Source organism: Microcystis sp. LE19-41.2A (assembly GCF_027530405.1).
Classification (GTDB): domain Bacteria; phylum Cyanobacteriota; class Cyanobacteriia; order Cyanobacteriales; family Microcystaceae; genus Microcystis; species Microcystis aeruginosa.
In genome coordinates this window covers 1-16,881 of sequence record NZ_JAPZQJ010000197.1, presented here as the reverse complement: position 1 = coordinate 16,881, position 16,881 = coordinate 1, and the positions used below count along the sequence as shown (strand labels likewise).

The 16,881-nt window shown below is 38.9% G+C and carries 13 protein-coding genes; all 13 read left to right on the top strand.

Going from position 1 to position 16,881, the window contains the following annotated elements:
• The first annotated feature begins 425 nt into the window (after positions 1–425).
• Positions 426–1,820 carry a DNA cytosine methyltransferase gene (locus O9290_RS08815; RefSeq protein ID WP_288059428.1) on the top strand — a complete coding sequence of 465 codons (1,395 nt, stop codon included), beginning with the start codon at positions 426–428 and terminating at the stop codon, positions 1,818–1,820.
• A 215-nt stretch (positions 1,821–2,035) separates the two neighbouring features.
• Positions 2,036–2,923 (top strand): adenine-specific DNA-methyltransferase, encoded by an 888-nt coding sequence (gene yhdJ / locus O9290_RS08810; protein ID WP_288059430.1) that lies wholly within the window; start codon positions 2,036–2,038, stop codon positions 2,921–2,923.
• Positions 2,904–4,022, top strand: a complete 1,119-nt coding sequence (locus O9290_RS08805; RefSeq protein WP_288059432.1) for a restriction endonuclease — start codon at positions 2,904–2,906, stop codon at positions 4,020–4,022. The genes yhdJ and O9290_RS08805 overlap by 20 nt, the downstream gene beginning before the upstream one ends.
• 59 nt (positions 4,023–4,081) lie before the next feature.
• Positions 4,082–5,716 (top strand): peptide chain release factor 3, encoded by a 1,635-nt coding sequence (gene prfC, locus O9290_RS08800; protein ID WP_002756594.1) that lies wholly within the window; start codon positions 4,082–4,084, stop codon positions 5,714–5,716.
• 70 nt (positions 5,717–5,786) lie between these two features.
• Complete coding sequence (locus tag O9290_RS08795; protein ID WP_196219773.1) at positions 5,787–5,981, top strand: hypothetical protein; 195 nt, start codon at positions 5,787–5,789, stop codon at positions 5,979–5,981.
• Positions 5,982–6,018: 37 nt separating this feature from the next.
• The gene (locus tag O9290_RS08790; RefSeq protein ID WP_012268067.1) at positions 6,019–6,729 is read left to right on the top strand and encodes a lysophospholipid acyltransferase family protein; all 711 of its coding nucleotides are present in this window, start codon (positions 6,019–6,021) and stop codon (positions 6,727–6,729) included.
• A 196-nt stretch (positions 6,730–6,925) separates the two neighbouring features.
• Positions 6,926–7,957 (top strand): GntR family transcriptional regulator, encoded by a 1,032-nt coding sequence (locus tag O9290_RS08785; RefSeq protein WP_288059433.1) that lies wholly within the window; start codon positions 6,926–6,928, stop codon positions 7,955–7,957.
• A 375-nt stretch (positions 7,958–8,332) separates the two neighbouring features.
• Positions 8,333–9,457, top strand: coding sequence for a vWA domain-containing protein (locus tag O9290_RS08780; protein ID WP_002756598.1), 1,125 nt, complete (start codon positions 8,333–8,335; stop codon positions 9,455–9,457).
• A gap of 17 nt (positions 9,458–9,474) precedes the next feature.
• Positions 9,475–12,621 (top strand): tubulin-like doman-containing protein, encoded by a 3,147-nt coding sequence (locus tag O9290_RS08775; RefSeq protein WP_288086907.1) that lies wholly within the window; start codon positions 9,475–9,477, stop codon positions 12,619–12,621.
• Between the two features lie 100 nt (positions 12,622–12,721).
• Positions 12,722–15,337 carry a methyl-accepting chemotaxis protein gene (locus O9290_RS08770; protein WP_288057889.1) on the top strand — a complete coding sequence of 872 codons (2,616 nt, stop codon included), beginning with the start codon at positions 12,722–12,724 and terminating at the stop codon, positions 15,335–15,337.
• Between the two features lie 22 nt (positions 15,338–15,359).
• Positions 15,360–16,001, top strand: coding sequence for an OmpA family protein (locus O9290_RS08765; protein ID WP_002733090.1), 642 nt, complete (start codon positions 15,360–15,362; stop codon positions 15,999–16,001).
• Positions 16,002–16,080: 79 nt separating this feature from the next.
• On the top strand, positions 16,081–16,314 hold the full coding sequence (locus O9290_RS08760) for a hypothetical protein (RefSeq protein WP_012268074.1): 234 nt from the start codon (positions 16,081–16,083) through the stop codon (positions 16,312–16,314).
• A 14-nt stretch (positions 16,315–16,328) separates the two neighbouring features.
• On the top strand, positions 16,329–16,736 hold the full coding sequence (locus O9290_RS08755) for a type II toxin-antitoxin system VapC family toxin (protein WP_002756606.1): 408 nt from the start codon (positions 16,329–16,331) through the stop codon (positions 16,734–16,736).
• Positions 16,737–16,881: the final 145 nt, after the last annotated feature.

Below are 16,881 nucleotides of genomic sequence, written 5' to 3'. Positions count from 1 at the left end.
TTTCGTGGGGGCAGGGTGTGGGGTGTGGGGTGTGGGGTGTGGGGTTTTACCCATTTTCAGGTGGTCAATTACCTAATTTTCAGGGAAAAAATCCCTAAATTTTCCCCCCAATCACTCCAATGGTAGGCACTTTTTCAGGGAAAAAAAGTCTAAAAGCCTTATCCAACAAGGTTTTTAGATTTATTCAGCAAGCCCTATCTAAATTGCTCGTTAAGACTGCAAGGGAGAAGGAGCAGGGAGAGGAAGTTTGAGCATTTGTACTAAAATTTTGAATACGCAGTTTAAATTCAGTACAGCTTACTACAATTGGAAGTGCGGAATGTGGGTCAGAGGTCTATTATTGTCGTGCCTCGATCGGCTGAAAATACCTAGAAAAAACTCTTAAGTTATACTAAAATAATTAATACAGACACACATCTTCCCAGATGGTGAAAAGGAATTATTTACCCTTGAAAACCACAGTTAAAGTCAGCACACAAACCCAATTACCCCTACATCTAGTTATCACCCATCCCCAGTATCGTTTTATCGATTTATTCGCGGGAATCGGTGGTTTTAGAATCGCTTTGGAGAAATTGGGGGGACGTTGTTTAGGCTATTCAGAAATTGATCAACAGGCCATCCAAGTTTATCAACAAAATTTTATTAGCTATCTCAACAGCGATGAAATTGCTTTCGGAGATGTGAGTAAAATTAGCAATTTACCCGATAATCTGGATCTTATTGTCGGCGGCGTTCCCTGTCAACCTTGGTCGGTGGCGGGATGTTTACGGGGATTTGAGGATCCCCGGGGAAAACTCTGGTTTGATGTGATTAAATTAGTCCAGAAAAGTCAACCCAAAAGCTTTATTTTCGAGAATGTCAGTGGGTTGGCTAGTCCTCGCAATCGGGAGAATTTACAATTAATTATCGATGAATTAACCAGCTGTGGTTATCAAGTTTACTGGCAGTTATTAAATGCCTACGATTTTGGTTTACCCCAGAATCGCGAGAGAGTTTTTATCGTAGGAATTAGAAAAAATATAGATAACTATGAGCGGTTTAAATTTCCTTTACCTTTGGGTATCCATCCCAAGGTTTTAGATATTTTAGAAGACATCAAAAATATTCAACCCGTCGAGAAAGTTAAGTTATCAGCAGATACTTTATTTAATGGTTTTGTTCCTCCATCGAGAACTCGTTTTCAAAAAGAAGATGAATTAAATGACTTCTTTATTTTTTCTGATTTAAGAAATGGCCACACAACTATTCATTCTTGGGATATTATCAAAACTACGGAACGACAAAAAAGTATCTGTTTAGCTTTGCTGAAATTAAGACGCAGTAAAAAGTATGGCGAAAAAGATGGTCATCCCGTGGCTTTTTCTGCTTTTTTGGAAATTATACACGACCTAAAAATCGAGGAACTAAATCAGTTAGTTTCTCTCGGTATTTGTTGGCAAACGCAGGAGGGTAAGTATGAATTTATTAACTCGAAAAATATGACAGGAATTAACGGCATTTATCGGATTATTTTACCGACGGCCGATATTATTTCTACCCTAACCGCTACGGGTGCTAAAGATTATATTGCTACTATTTCAATTACCGCTACTCATCCCCAAGAATACAAACAATTGTTTTTAAAGAAAATCTATAAACCCAAAAAGTTTCGAGAAATTACTCCCCAAGATGCGCGTAAATTACAAGGATTCCCCGATAATTTTATCTATCATCCACAGTCAGCTATCGCTAAAAAACAATTCGGAAACGCTGTTCCTATAACTGTAGTGGAAGCAGTGGCTAGAAATTTACTAGAAATAATTCGTCCCGATTATTAGACTGCGGGATACTGACTCATCTTAAAATATTTAAAGGCTTAAAAATCCAAGTTTTTGTTGTGGGGAGTCGGTCGTCAGAAGTCGGTCATCAATACCAAATTAGGTTATACTTCATTTTTATGAGAAAGTCTGTAAACTATACTAATTGCTAAGGAGGTTAAAAATTGACACATTTCCTAGTAAAAATCTAACTACTTTAAATTGAAAAAATGATCATGTTTAAACGATACGAAGCTGATGAACAAGTTATATTTCATGGTGATTCTTTGCCGATTTTATCCAGTGAGATTGCCTCTAATTCTGTAGATCTAATTTTTCTCGATCCTCCCTATAATATAGGTAAGCATTTTGCCGATTTTTACGACAAATGGGAATCGGAAAATGATTATATAAATTGGGCAAATCAAATTCTTGATCAGTGTCTTCGTATCTTGAAACCCCAGGGAACATTATATGTTATGGCCAGCACTCAAGCAATGCCTTACTTTGATCTTTACTTAAGACAAAAAATGACGATTCTTAGTCGCATTATCTGGCATTATGATAGTTCAGGAGTACAAGCAACAAAATACTTTGGTTCGATGTATGAACCAATACTTCACTGTGTGAAAGATAAAAATAATTACACTTTTAATTCAAAGGATATTAAGATAGAAGCAAAAACCGGAGCAAAACGAAAACTAATTGATTATAGAAAAGCGATTCCCAGTCAATACAATACAGAGAAAGTACCGGGCAATGTCTGGTATTTCCCTAGGGTAAGATATCGCATGGATGAATACGAAAATCATCCCTCACAAAAACCTGAATCATTGCTAGAAAGAATTATTTTGGCCAGCACTGACAAGAGTGGAATTGTGCTTGATCCCTTTGCAGGAACTTTTACAGCTGCAGCTGTAGCTAAACGTTTGGGAAGAATTTCTATTAGTATAGAATTACAAGAGGAGTATTTAAAAATTGGTCTTCGACGGATTCTCGGATGGCAAGAATACAAGGAAGAAAAGTTACTACCACCTCAAAAAAGCTATAGTAGAAAAAGCGAAAATAAACAAGAATCTAACTTTGTACAGGAGAGTCTTTTCGATGTCGATAGTAAAGCATGAATTCACCAAGATAATTATTAAAATTATCGATAATTACTTTCCCAATCAGGGAAATAGTATTTTAAATGCTAGTGAGTTATTGCAATATTTGAACATTAAAACTAGAGCCGCTAATCGAGGTTCTAAATCCCGAGCAGGATTGGCTAACCATTATGCCATTTATGTTTTAGTGGAAGACTATATTAATAATGAGTTTCATCTTAAGTATGGATACGACGAGTATCAAGGCGCTCAGTATATGACACTTTTTCGCAGGCAAAGGGAGCTTCCTTTTGGCGATAAATTACAAAATCATGCTCTCAATCATCGATTAAATCAGGAATTTAACAAATATTTTCCCACCTTATCTTATCTGCCGATAATTAGAGATGTTAAAACCAATAGATACTGGATTAATGAGAATCTAATTAAGTTTTATCTAGAGGGTAATCAAGTTAATATTGCGCCAGTGATTATAGATATAATTGATGCCTATGTGCAAACAAGACAAAAAGCATTTAATCAATTTATCAGCTATTGTCAACAGATGATTGATATTCAACAGCAAGATCCCCAGAAAGCCATTGAATTTATTCGGAGTTTACTCAGACCAAACATTGATGCTAGAGTTTTTGAGATTGTCAGTTATGCAATTCTTAAAGAGTATTATGGGGAACAGAAAATATATTGGGGATGGTCGCCTGAACGCTTAAACTCTGAATACTTACTTTTATATAAAACTGGTCGAACAAATGCCAATGACGGGGGGATAGATTTTGTCATGAAACCCCTAGGTCGATTTTTTCAAGTTACGGAAACGATAGCTGCTGATAAATATTTTTTAGATATTGATAAAGTGCAAAAATATCCCATTACTTTTGTGGTTAAAACCGAGCAGACTTGCGAGGAAATTTTAGAAAAAGTTGCGGAGCAAGCTAAGATAAGATACAAGATCAGGGCAATTGTCGAAAGATATCTAGAATCGGTAGAGGAAGTGATCAATATTCCCGAATTAATCAACCGTTTTGAGCGGGTTTTAGCTCAAGGTAAAGGAGGAGCGGTAATTGCAGAAATGGTTTTACAGAGCCGGATTGAGTTTAACCTAGAATCAGAGCCATAAAGATATCTAACTCCCCAGCTAAACTAGAATAGAAAGATAGGAAAGCGATCAAAATTAGAATGACGACCGAAATTGAAAAAGAACTAGAAACCGGCGAAGCTGTCTTGGAAAAACGGCGAAATTTTGCCATTATCTCCCACCCTGACGCGGGAAAGACCACCCTGACCGAAAAACTGTTACTATACGGGGGTGCAATCCATCAAGCGGGTGCAGTCAAAGCAAGACGCGACCAACGCAAGGCCACCTCCGACTGGATGGAAATGGAAAAACAACGGGGAATTTCGATTACTTCCACGGTTTTACAGTTCGATTATCGTGATTTTCAGATTAATCTCCTCGATACTCCCGGCCACCAAGATTTTAGCGAAGATACCTATCGTACCCTAGCCGCTGCCGATAATGCGGTGATGTTAATCGACGCGGCCAAAGGTTTGGAACCCCAAACGAGAAAACTCTTTGAAGTGTGCAAACTGCGGCAGTTACCCATCTTTACCTTTGTTAACAAAATGGATCGGCCCGGCCGCGAACCTCTGGATTTATTGGACGAAATCGAGCGAGAATTAGGATTACAGACCTATCCCGTCAATTGGCCGATCGGAATTGGCGATCGCTTTCGGGGAGTTTTTGATCGGGCCACCCGAACCATACACCTGTTTGAACGTCGCTCCCACGGCTCTCAGGAGGCGCAGGAAACCGTGATCGAGCTTGGCGACCCCAAAATTGAGGATCATCTCGAAAAAGACCTGTATTACCAGTTAAAAGAGGATATAGAACTACTCTCGGAATTGGGTGCAGAATTGGATTTGCCAGCAGTCCACGCAGGAGAAATGACCCCGATCTTTTTTGGTAGCGCCATGACCAATTTTGGGGTGAAATTATTCCTAGAATCCTTCCTCGACTATGGATTGCCACCCAGAGGACGCAATTCCTCCCTAGGAGTCCTTGATCCCACCTATCCCGATTTCACCGGTTTTGTCTTCAAACTGCAAGCAAACATGGATCCCAAACATCGGGACCGGGTAGCCTTTGTGCGGGTATGTACGGGGAAATTCGAGAAGGATATGGTAGTAAACCACGCTAGAACTGGTAAAACTATCCGTTTATCCCGTCCTCAGAAACTTTTTGCTCAAGATCGCGCAGTTATTGAAGAAGCTTATCCCGGAGATGTGATCGGATTGAATAACCCCGGGGTCTTTGCGATCGGTGATACAATTTATATGGGTAAAAAGCTCGAATACGAAGGTATTCCCTGTTTTTCTCCAGAATTATTCGCCTATCTCAGAAATCCTAACCCTTCCAAGTTCAAACAGTTTCAAAAAGGAGTCTCGGAATTACAGGAAGAAGGGGCCGTACAGATATTATCCTCGATCGATGAATTTAAACGCGACCCGATTTTAGCCGCTGTCGGTCAATTACAGTTTGAAGTGGTGCAATTCCGTCTTTTAAGCGAGTACGGAGTCGAAACTACCCTCGAACCCCTAGCCTATAGTTTAGCCCGTTGGGTAGCCGGGGGTTGGGCCGCTTTAGAAAAAGCAGGTAAACTCTTTAATACTTTAACTGTCAAAGATTACTGGGGCCGTCCCGTCTTATTATTCAAAAATGAGTGGAATTTACAGCAAGTCAAAGAAGATCATCCCTCTTTGCAATTAAACTCGATCGCACCAGTAGGATCGGGAGTACAACCCCAATCCTAACCCTTAGACCTCTTGTAAAAATCAAAAATTGTTGTTAGGGTTAGGAGTCAGTAGCCAGTAGTCAGTCCCGATGAAACAATTTTCACCCCCACAGATGAAAGAGGTTTCCTTCCCTACACCCTACACCCCACACCCCACACCCTGCCACCAGGAAGAACTTTTTGCCGCAAACCCTAATTATGCAAGAGGTCTATTAATCTCACAAGACAATTGCCGAACTGGTCAGGACAAGATGGCGACCCCCCAGACAACTAGACTAAAGTAGAAGTGGTCAGAAAGTCTCGATCTTTCCTAACAATCGGATGTCTCAAAGCACTATCGTTGACGAGTCCCTCACCATTAGAAAAAGTCCTGCTGTCAATTCCCGAATTAATCCCTGTTTAATTCGCTTTTGTTATTTTCTGGGAAATTATCTGGTTTTACCGGCTTTTTTCGGCAAAATAACGGTTACGGGCCAGGAAAATATTCCCCTAACGGGGGGGGTCATCCTTGCACCTACCCATCGGTCCCGTTGGGATGCGCTGATTTTACCCTACGCGGTGGGACGCTTAGTTAGTAGACGCGATTTGCGCTTTATGGTTTCCGCTAACGAGATGAAAGGGGTGCAAGGTTGGTTTATCCGACGTTTGGGGGGTTTTCCCGTCAACACCGATCACCCCGGTATGGGTAGTCTGGTTCATAGCGTCGAACTTTTGGCCGCGGGGGAAATGGTGGCGATTTTTCCGGAAGGGGGTATCTGTCGCGATCGAGTGGTTCATCCTCTTAAACCGGGGGTAGCGCGGATCGCGTTGGAAGTTAAGACCATGAAACCCGATGCAGATATCAAGATTTTGCCGGTAAGCATTAGTTATAATCAGCCTTACCCCGGATGGGGAAGCGAAGCGACAGTAAACATCGGTCAAGGGATTAATGTGCTTGATTATCAACAAAATTCGCTAAAACGGGAAACTGTCCGCTTAACCAAAACCTTGAGCGATCGCTTAAAACTTCTCCACGAGGATCAATCCCCTTAATCAGCTATTGACTATCTACCCCATGAGTGGGATTTCGGGGACGGATTAAAATGATTGTTTTAACTATTTTTAAACAAAAAAGTGGCTTTTCTAGTTTAAATAAATAATATCTTGGTGTTTGCTGCTTCTGGCTCCTGAATACTGCCTCGAAGACCCCTCAGATCGGGGAAGATATCCGATTGTTGCCGGAGGTCTAATGATAGAATGGGCATCAGCGAAAGTAGTTTGTGAGCGAAGTGATCCGATGCAGTTCCAAATCCAGCCAGACAGTGAAATACCCGCCTCTAAGCAATTATTTGACCAAATTCGCTTCGCTATCGCCTCTCGTCAGTATCCACCGGGACATCGTTTACCTAGTACCCGTCAACTAGCTATGATCACGGGATTACACCGTAATACGATAAGTAAAATTTATCAACAACTGGAAGACGATGGGTTAGTGGAATCCATAGCAGGTTCGGGGATTTATGTCAAGGCTCGCGGGCATGAAAACGATAATTTATTGGGTTCGCCCCTATTGGAACAAAATCCAGAAATAGGCCGACTAATTCGCCAGAGTTTGGCTGGTTTTCTCGCTCAAGGTTTAACTTTAGAGCAAATTCGCGAGTTATTACTGGCGGAAATCGATTGGCGATCGCAGTGTCGTTCTCAAGTTCTTGTCACCATTCCCCGTCACGATTTGGGTGCAGGAAAACTAATGTTGAGAGAATTAGAGCAATCCCTCAAAATTCCCGTCCAATTAGTGGCAATGGAGGATTTAGCCCAAGTTTTAGCCAATACTAAATCTGCCACTGTTGTCACCAGTCGCTATTTTATCAGTGTGGCGGAGGAAATTGCCGCTCCTTTTCAATTACGAGTCATTCCCATCGATATCTACGATTACAGCAAGGAATTGGCATTAATCAAAAAATTACCCACGGATAGCCGCTTGGGGATTGTCAGTATTAGCACCGGTATTATTAAGGTGGCCGAAATTTTAATTCATAGTTTACGGGGCGATGATTTATTAGTTATGTCTGCCCAAATTCATGAAACGGATAAGTTAAAAGTTTTAGCTCGAACTTCCCAGACAATTATCAGTGATCAAGCGAGTTATACTTTAATTAAAAATCTGATTAATGAAGTGCGATCGGATTTAATTCGTCTGCCAGAAATTATCTGTAGTGATAATTATATTGGGGATAAATCAATTCAATTGCTCAGACGAGAATTAGGATTAGGTGGTTAGAGGATAAAAGACACATTTTAACCTCTGAATCTCTCCCAATCCCTTTACTGTTACCTCTTGCCTTATCTCAACAAGCAATTTAAGTAGGGAGGCACAATTATTTGTAGGATGGGTTAGCGGTAGCGTAACCCATGCTGGCGTTGGGTTTCATGCTTCAACCCAACCTACGTTCATCTTATATTTAATTCCACTCACCCACTTAAATGCGCGGGCAGCTGAACTTTAAAATTTAGTTTAATCTATGGTTACTATTGACAATAACTTAGAGCAAATCGAGAATAAAAGCGAAAAAAACTTTTAAGAAGTATTAACTTTTTTAGTACAATGGCGGAAGAATAGGGATAAGCTCAATTTTTCACTCTCGAACGAGGCTAAATGAAAAGTGCTGACTGTTTAACGGTATCCCCCGGGGAACCGCTTACCGATTGGCAAAAACTCGGATTAGATTTGGTGGCTCGTTGGCAGGGACGAGATGTTATCCTAGCGATCGATCTTACCGGCAGTGTTAACTTTAATGATGAAGGACGCACGCGCCTCGGTCAAATTATTCGCGATAGTTTAAAAAATAACGATTCCGTTTATTTAGTCCCCTTTGCTGATAATGTTCAACCGATTACAGAACCGATTTTAATTCGCGGAAGGGAAGATATAGACGCGGTTTTAAAGTCAATTCCTTGGCAATCTAGCCAAAGTGCTAAAAATACCGATATTCAGCGCGCAGAATGGCACGTTTATCCCCGACTGGCACGCTTAAATCAGTGTCGTTTAACTGCCAATCAAGCTATCAAACCCCAGTCGGTAGTTTGGATTACCGATGCACCCCTTTCTACTGCCGCGGGGATTACTTCACAACAGTGGATAGAAACCCCAAAAAATAGCCCTTTTCGTCTTGCTAATTCTCCCGAAAGTTTGGAGAGACAAAACTGGCTTAATTCCCTACCAATTAATCTAAGAACCCAAGAAATTACTGCCACTAACGGCAATAAATATAAACTATCAGTTGTCGATATTGCTCCCACAGCACAAGAGTTTTGCACTCCCGCACCGGGAGGACAAGAAACCTGTTTGATTAATCCTTATCTCTTGAGTCAGTTATGGTTGCCAGCATTGGTAATTACATTAATGGGAATTGGGGGAATAGTAGCGAGTATTTTGGGAATTCGTCACTGGTTGCGGTTAAATACTGCTTGGACTATTAAAGTCTCATCTAATGATGATGACAATGAAACCCAAAAATATATTTTAAAAACATCCGAAAGAATTAACATCGGTGGTGATGAATATCATAAGAATACCATTCCTTGTCATGGGGAAGAAATTCGCTGCTATTTAGAAAGACGCGGCAATCAGTTATATCTAAAACCCACTAAACAAGCAGAGATTTTTTATCGAGGTAATCAACTAACTCAGGAGGTGAAGATAGATAAAAATTACCTGACTTTAACCTATCACCATAACCATCAAGATTTCGACCTACAAATTCAGATTAGCAAAAAATAACTCAGGAGATTTAAACCATGGCTAACACCAGTCAAACCCGCGCTATCAAACGGACAATTATCATCGGATTAGGTGGTACTGGTCGAGATGTGTTAATGAGAATTCGTCGCTTTATTATTGATAAGTATGGGAAGTTATCTAACCTACCCGTTGTCAGTTTTGTTCATATTGACACAGACAAAAACGCTTTCAATGGTTCGGGTTTACCCACAGGAAATAGCTATCACGGAGAAGAAATTCTTTTATCAGCTGCTGAAAGAGTATTCATTAATATGAATGCTCAGGATGTTAACAATCTCACCTATGAACTTGAACACAAAACCCTTTTTGAAAGTCCCTTTTCCCATATTGCAAGCTGGTTAGACCCAAGACTAAAAAAACAAATAACTGCCATTGAAAATGGTGCGGGAGGTATTCGTCCCGTCGGTCGTTTAGCTTTCTTCCATAACTATCAAAAAATTCAAGAGGCAATTGAAGCAGCGGAAAGACGAACTTCTGGTCATGAATCCTTTATGTTTAGCGGTAAAGTTAACGGTCAAAGTTTTAATGTCCAAGAGGGTTTAAATGTCTTTGTTGTCGGTTCTTTGTGTGGGGGAACTGGTAGCGGTATTTTCCTCGATGTGGCCTACACTTTGCGTCATATTTTACAACAAACCACCGAATATACATCCTTTGGTTATTTGGTAATTAGTCCTAAACTTTATGGTGATGGGGCAATTATGAGAGCTAATACCTATGCAGCTTTGAAAGAGTTAGACCATTATACCAATGAAAGTAATTCCTTTCAAGCCTGTTATGATAAACAAAATTTCGTCAACATTGATGAAAAACGTTCTCCTTTTGATTTTGCCTACTTAGTTTCTAATCGCACTTCGGGAGATTACCAGATTAATAACAAAGCTAAATTATGTAATGTCATTGCTTACAAGATTTTCTTGGATTTTGCCGATGAGTTATCTCTCCCCATTAAAAGAAATCGGGATAACCATAAAGACCCGATGATTCGTAAAGATAATCATCCTTTTCAGATGTGTCAAGGTTATATGTCCTTTGGACTAGCGAGGATTTATTTTACTCGCGACCGAATTGTGCAGATTGGTCTTAATCGTTTTAGTCTCAAATTAATTAAATTTTGGTTAGAGGGATACGGTCAAAGTCCCAGTGGACAAGAGTTATTAAGTAAGTTCCTAGCTAATTGGAGTACCCAAAGTAATAAGGATTATTTTACTGCCAGATTGGAAGAAGCAACCCTAGAGAATAATAAAACTTTTTCTAAGACTTTAACCTCTTGGAAAAATTCCCTAGAGGAAGAAATATCCAATAGTCAAGATTTGGAGAATTTACCCCAAACCGTCAAGCAATCCCTAGAAAAAGAGTTTCGCAAAGTACAAGGGGGAGAAACAGATAGCAGTCGCGGAATCTGGTTAACTCTGACCCAACAAACTCAACCTAAATTAATCGAAAAATTTAAGTCAGATATTGACCAATTTTTGGAGATTCTTCTTAATCCTGATAGCTTAGAATTTTCTTTGGAAAATAGCCTATCTTTTTTGGTTGCTTTACAAGTACAGATTAATACCTACAAGGGGAATCTAGAGGAATTATCTCAGGATAATAAAGGGTTTCATTCCTCGGAAAAAATTGATAACATTTGGCGAAATCTCAAACAAACTCTCGAAGATATAAACGGGAAAAAGTCTGTCTTCAAGATGTTCAATAAAAATGCCAATAGTGAGAGAATCAAGGCCGAGTTAAGAGACTACGTTCAAAGCGGACAAAAATTAATTCAGCATAACTTTAATTTCAGCATCAATGGGGAATCCAGAAAGATTGTTGAAGCGATTCTCAAGCATATTTCCAGTCGAATGCTGCAGATACAACAACTGAAAGAAACCCTATATCAGCTAATCACAGAATACGATAAATACGAACAGGAGTTAATGCAGTTAAATCTCGACGAGATGACTGGGGAAGGTATTTTCCCAGAGGAGAATATTGATAACTGTATCCCTGACAGTAACTCCCGAACTCAATACATTTCCGTTAGCCAAAAAGTCACCAATAATTTAGGCTATAATGCTTCACTATTCAGTTTATTTAGCCAATCTTTTGTTATTGACAATGAAACTCTCAAAGAGACTCTAACAGCAACAATAGAGAAACAGTTTCAATCGGTAAGCACTAATAAAATTGATGCAGTAATTAAGCGATTTATGGGTCAATATAAACCCCATGATTTTCCTGAACGCTTGGCGCAAATTCTGCGAGAAGCTGATTTAATGTTACCCATAAATGTTAATGATGCTTACTATCGCTTGGAACCAGATAAAAAATTACTAATTGGGACTAAGGATGATAATTCACCCACCATGCAAAGATTTATGAAGACTCTTGAATCTGATTTAAATATTAATCGGGGGACTTCTTTTGAATCAATTCAAACCGACGAAGAAATCCTAATTACCTACGAGTTTGGTGGGTTTCCCCTAAGAATCATTACTGATTTATCTGGGTTACAAAAAATCTATCAAGACCAAAAGAGAATCAGCATTTTACACAATGATTACAGGATAGATTTTGCTGATATTATCCCACCACCTGCAAAATTAATTGAGGAATTAGAGTTTATTTTCTATCCCGCAATTGCTCTCGGTTTACTGGAATACGATGAGGAGGATGATACTTATCAATTAGTCATCGAAGGAGATTTATTTAACAATAAGTCTATTATTGACATTAGCGGTAATTGGCGACTTGCCTTAGAACAATTTGCCTCTCGTAATGACATGATTAATGCTTTGCAGGTACTGCTTAATCAGGCAAAAAATGAGATTTTGGCTAATCCTCCCCTATTATTTACTAACGAGGGTGATTATTTCCAGAATGTCAGCTATTTTGTCAACAATGTCAAAAATTTACCCGACCATCACCCCAATTATCGCTACAAAAATAAGGTAGCTGGACAAGATGGAAATACTCGACAGGAGGCAAAAGAAGGAATTATCACCCGTTTTGTTAATCAACTAAAAATGGAACTAGAAAAACGTGCTGCTGAACAGAAAAAACTCGACAAACAACAGCAAAAGCAACAAACTTTACTGGGAACAAATAATAACAGTAGTCAACCCAGTTTACCCGCAGAGGTTAGCACTGATGATGAATGATAAAATTAATCAATCTTAATGATGTTTCCCCAGCTATCTGAGGAAACATTCACCCCCAACTCTCTCTATCAATCACAATTCGAGGTATCCAATAACTATCATGGCATTACTTAACCTTTTTCCTCCCTATCTGATTGTTTTAACTCTAGTCTTGGTTATTTTTCCCACCGTCTTAGCTGTGGGAATCCGGATTGCTCTCTATAAACATCTCCAAGAGTCAACTGTAAAAGTCAAGCGCTTAATTCGGGGAGAAAGTCGCGGGGTTCAACCTAAAATTATCTCTAATCTAGAGAATAGATTTAAGATAGCCAGTAGTCAACTAGATGATGTTAATACCGCAGCTTTGGTAGATGGTTTATACCATGAAGAAAAATTTACTTTCATGTCTAAATCTCTCAGTTGCGAGAAATGGGATTATTTTGTAAGAGTGTTACCCAATCTCCTCCTCGCTTTTGGTTTGTTGGGAACTTTCCTCGGAATTACTCTCAATCTGACGGGAATCAGCACACTTATCGATATCAATAATGTCGATGTGCAAAGTTTAGGAGAAAAGCTCAAAACTCCCCTAGAAAGTATGGGGATTGCTTTTATCACTAGCTTAATTGGTTTAGCTTGTAGTTCTTTACTGACTGTGATTAACTTAATCTTTAATACCAACCTTGCTAAAGTAAATCTAATTAGTTCCCTAGAAGACTATTTAGATAACATCTTGCAGCCGACTGTAGAAGGGAATAGTCGCTTGGATAAAGCGGTTAATCGCATGGTGGATAAACAGCAAGCATTTCTGACTAACTTTCATACTGAGGTGACGAGAGTATTAGAATCTTCTTTAGGAAAAGTTGCTAAAGAAATTGCTGATGGTAATCAGGAAACAGCTAAGTTAGTCACCCAGGTTTGTGAAAGATTAACTGAAACTGCGGGAACTTTATCTACTGGTGCGACGACTTTTCAGCGTTCAGCTTTTGAACTTAACGAGCAAGTACCAATTATCACGCAAGCAAACCGAGAGTTTACAAAATCCTCTCAGGAACTAAAAAATAGTGTACTGCTTTTTAAACAAGCGTCAGAGTTAATTGAAAAAAGTAACTTCTCTGGTAATATCGAAAGGTTTACCGCTAGTTTAGCAGAAACCCAAGGGAGATTTTCTCAATCCACTGCAATACTAGAGCAGAATATCGGGGAGATTATCAGCAGTAATAAAAGAGCTAACGATTTAGCAGAACAAGTGTATTTAAATATCCAAGAATCTTCTCAAAAATTACAAAATAGTGCGCTAGGTTTTCTGGAAGCTTCCGAAAAAATCGAAAGTAGTCAATTTGCTGATAAGTTAGTGCAAGCAACCGCAGATTTAATGACTGCTCATCAACAGTTTGCTAATTCTACTACAGATTTAAACCAATCAACACAATCTCTAGCTTCTTTAACTCAAGACTTCCAGCTTTCCATGACAACTATGGTTGAGTTAGGAATAAAAATTACTGACTTGAATCAAAAATCTGAGACAATCCTAGAACAAAATCAGCAACGCTCAGTCACCGAACAAGAAAAGTTATCTAACATCCAGGGAGAATTAGTAAAATTAATCGAAACTGTGAAAACCTATCAAGACAGTTTTAACTCCGAGTCGAAACAATTAGGAAACCAATTTATCAATCGTCTCGATGAAAGACTCTCCCAAACCTCCGATAAAATTCTCACTGCTTCCCATGGGATTGAGCGCTCTAGTAATAATCTCGATGTGACTAATGCTAACTTGTCTCGGTTAATTGATACAGTGACAGAGCAAGTTACTCAAGTCTCTGAGAAAATCCTAGAACAAAATCAGCAACGCTCAGTCACCGAACAAGAAAAGTTATCCAACATTCAAGGAGAATTAGTAAAATTAATCGAAACCGTGAAAACCTATCAAGACAGTTTTAACTCCGAGTCGAAACAATTAGGCAATCAACTTATCAATCGTCTTGAGCAAAGACTATCCCAAACCTCCGATAAAATCCTCACTGCTTCCCATGGCATTGAGCGCTCTAGTAATAATCCAGAGGTGACTAATGCTAACTTGTCTCAGTTAATTGGTACAGTGACAGAGCAACTTACTCAAGTCAAGGAAAGCTTACAGTCTGATTTAAACCTTTTAAGCAATAACTTAGGGATGGTAGTTGATGATAAATTAACTAAGAACTCAGAACAATTAAAAGCAGTTTCCCAATCTATTGAGAAAACAGCCAATCAATTTGGCAGCCTTAAATCAGATTTTTCTCAAGTAATTAACGCAGTGAACACCAACACCAGTCAATTAACTGCTAACTTAGAATCTTTGCGAGATAAGTTAGAGAAAGTTATCGCTAAGGAAAATAAATCGAATCAAAAAATGATTGAACACATCTATGGAGAAATTCACAAATGTTTAGCAGAACTGGAGAAAATTGGCGAAATGAGTTCTGAATTTTCTAACTTAAAGGATAAGATGAAAGAACTTAAAGAACTTTTTGAGACAATCCCTAATCCTCCTCAAAAAGATGTTCAGGATGACATTGATAAGTTAAATAAGAAGTTGGAAGAACTTAAAAAATTTTTTGAGACAATCCCTAATCTTACTCAAAAAAATGTTCAGTCTGAATTTTCTAACTTAAAGGATGAGATGAAAGAACTTTTTGAGACAATCCCTAATCCTCCTCAAAAAGATGTTCAGGATGACATTAACACCCTATTTGAATAACTTCACCAACATATAAGTAACTATGTCTAGACGTACCTACTACCGGGATGAAGATAAATCGGTGGATGTTTATCCCGCATTTACCGATTTAATGTCCAATGCTTTCATGATTCTGAGTTTATTTCTCCTCTTGGCACTTTTTCAGTCTTATAATCTCATCAGCAAACTGGAGGAAGCTAACCGAAAACTGCAAACAGCAACCCCGATAGTTATCGATGAAAAATCAGGAAAATTCAAATTTCAGTCGGGAAGTGCTGAATTAAACCCCGCTTTAAAAACCTATATTCGTCAGCGCATTATTCCCGCTATCGAAACCATTACCAAAGACAGAGAAATCGACTTTATTCAAGTAATTGGACACACCGATGGACAGGGAATACAAAAGACAAGTAATCTCGATAAAAATATCGAATCGGTTGCCAGCAGAAAACAATCTGTTAAAATGCTAGTACCCGGTTCTAACACTGATTTAGGATTAATGCGCGCTTTAGCAGTAGTGCAAGAAATCGAAAGCACAGGTAAACTCAAAAACGTCAAATTTCGAGCTTTTTCCGCAGGACAGTTATACCTCCCATCGGGTAAATTAGCCGCGGTTAATCGTGACGCAGATGCAAGCAGACGCAGAATTGAAATCCGTTTTATTCCCCCCGGTAGAAAACAATAAGACAAAAAAATTCTAGAAATTTGTTTTTTTATCTTTTGCTTGTTACACTGAGGAAAGAACGAAATTCAAATCAATATCTATGGAACAAAACACTTTAGAGGGGACTTGGGAAGAAATTTTACAGCATAGTGCTAAATTAGCAGGTCAGCGAGTGAGATTGACCATTCTACCTAATCAATCTTCCAATTCTTCCACTCCAGAAACCCTAGACCAAAAATTAAAAGGAAGAGTTGGACGAGTTTATTTTCAGCCATCAGATTTATCTGAGCGAGTAGAAGAAGTTTTTACAAATATTTTAGATGATAAAGACTAATCAGCATTACATCAATGACTCTTTGCGACGCTTCTCCACTTATTGCCTTAATTAATGAAGCTGATAAAAATCATCAGCGTTGTGTTGACATTTTATCTTCGCTATCGGCCCCCCTTGTCACGACTTGCGCTTGTTTTACCGAAGCAATGTATTTATTGCGTCGATATGGTGGTTGGTTCGCACAACAAGAATTATGGGGTTATGTGGTAGATGAAATACTGGTAATACACCATCATAATTCAGATGAACTAACAAGAATGGAAACCTTAATGATACAATATCAAGATGTTCCTATGGATTTAGCAGATGCTTCTTTAGTAGCCATGGCTGAAGTTCTTAATCAAAAACAAATATTCACTCTCGATAGCGATTTCTATATTTACCGACGGTATGGAAATCAACCTTTTGAGGTTGTACCTTAATTATTTGCAACATCTCAATAAATGCTGGTAAGGAAGCCGAAGTCAACCTAGAAAATGAACCCGCACTCGTGAGAAAGCATCGACTTAGGTTGCACTGAGGAAGAAAATCTGCTTTAACTAAGGATATGCTTCTTCCCATCGAGAT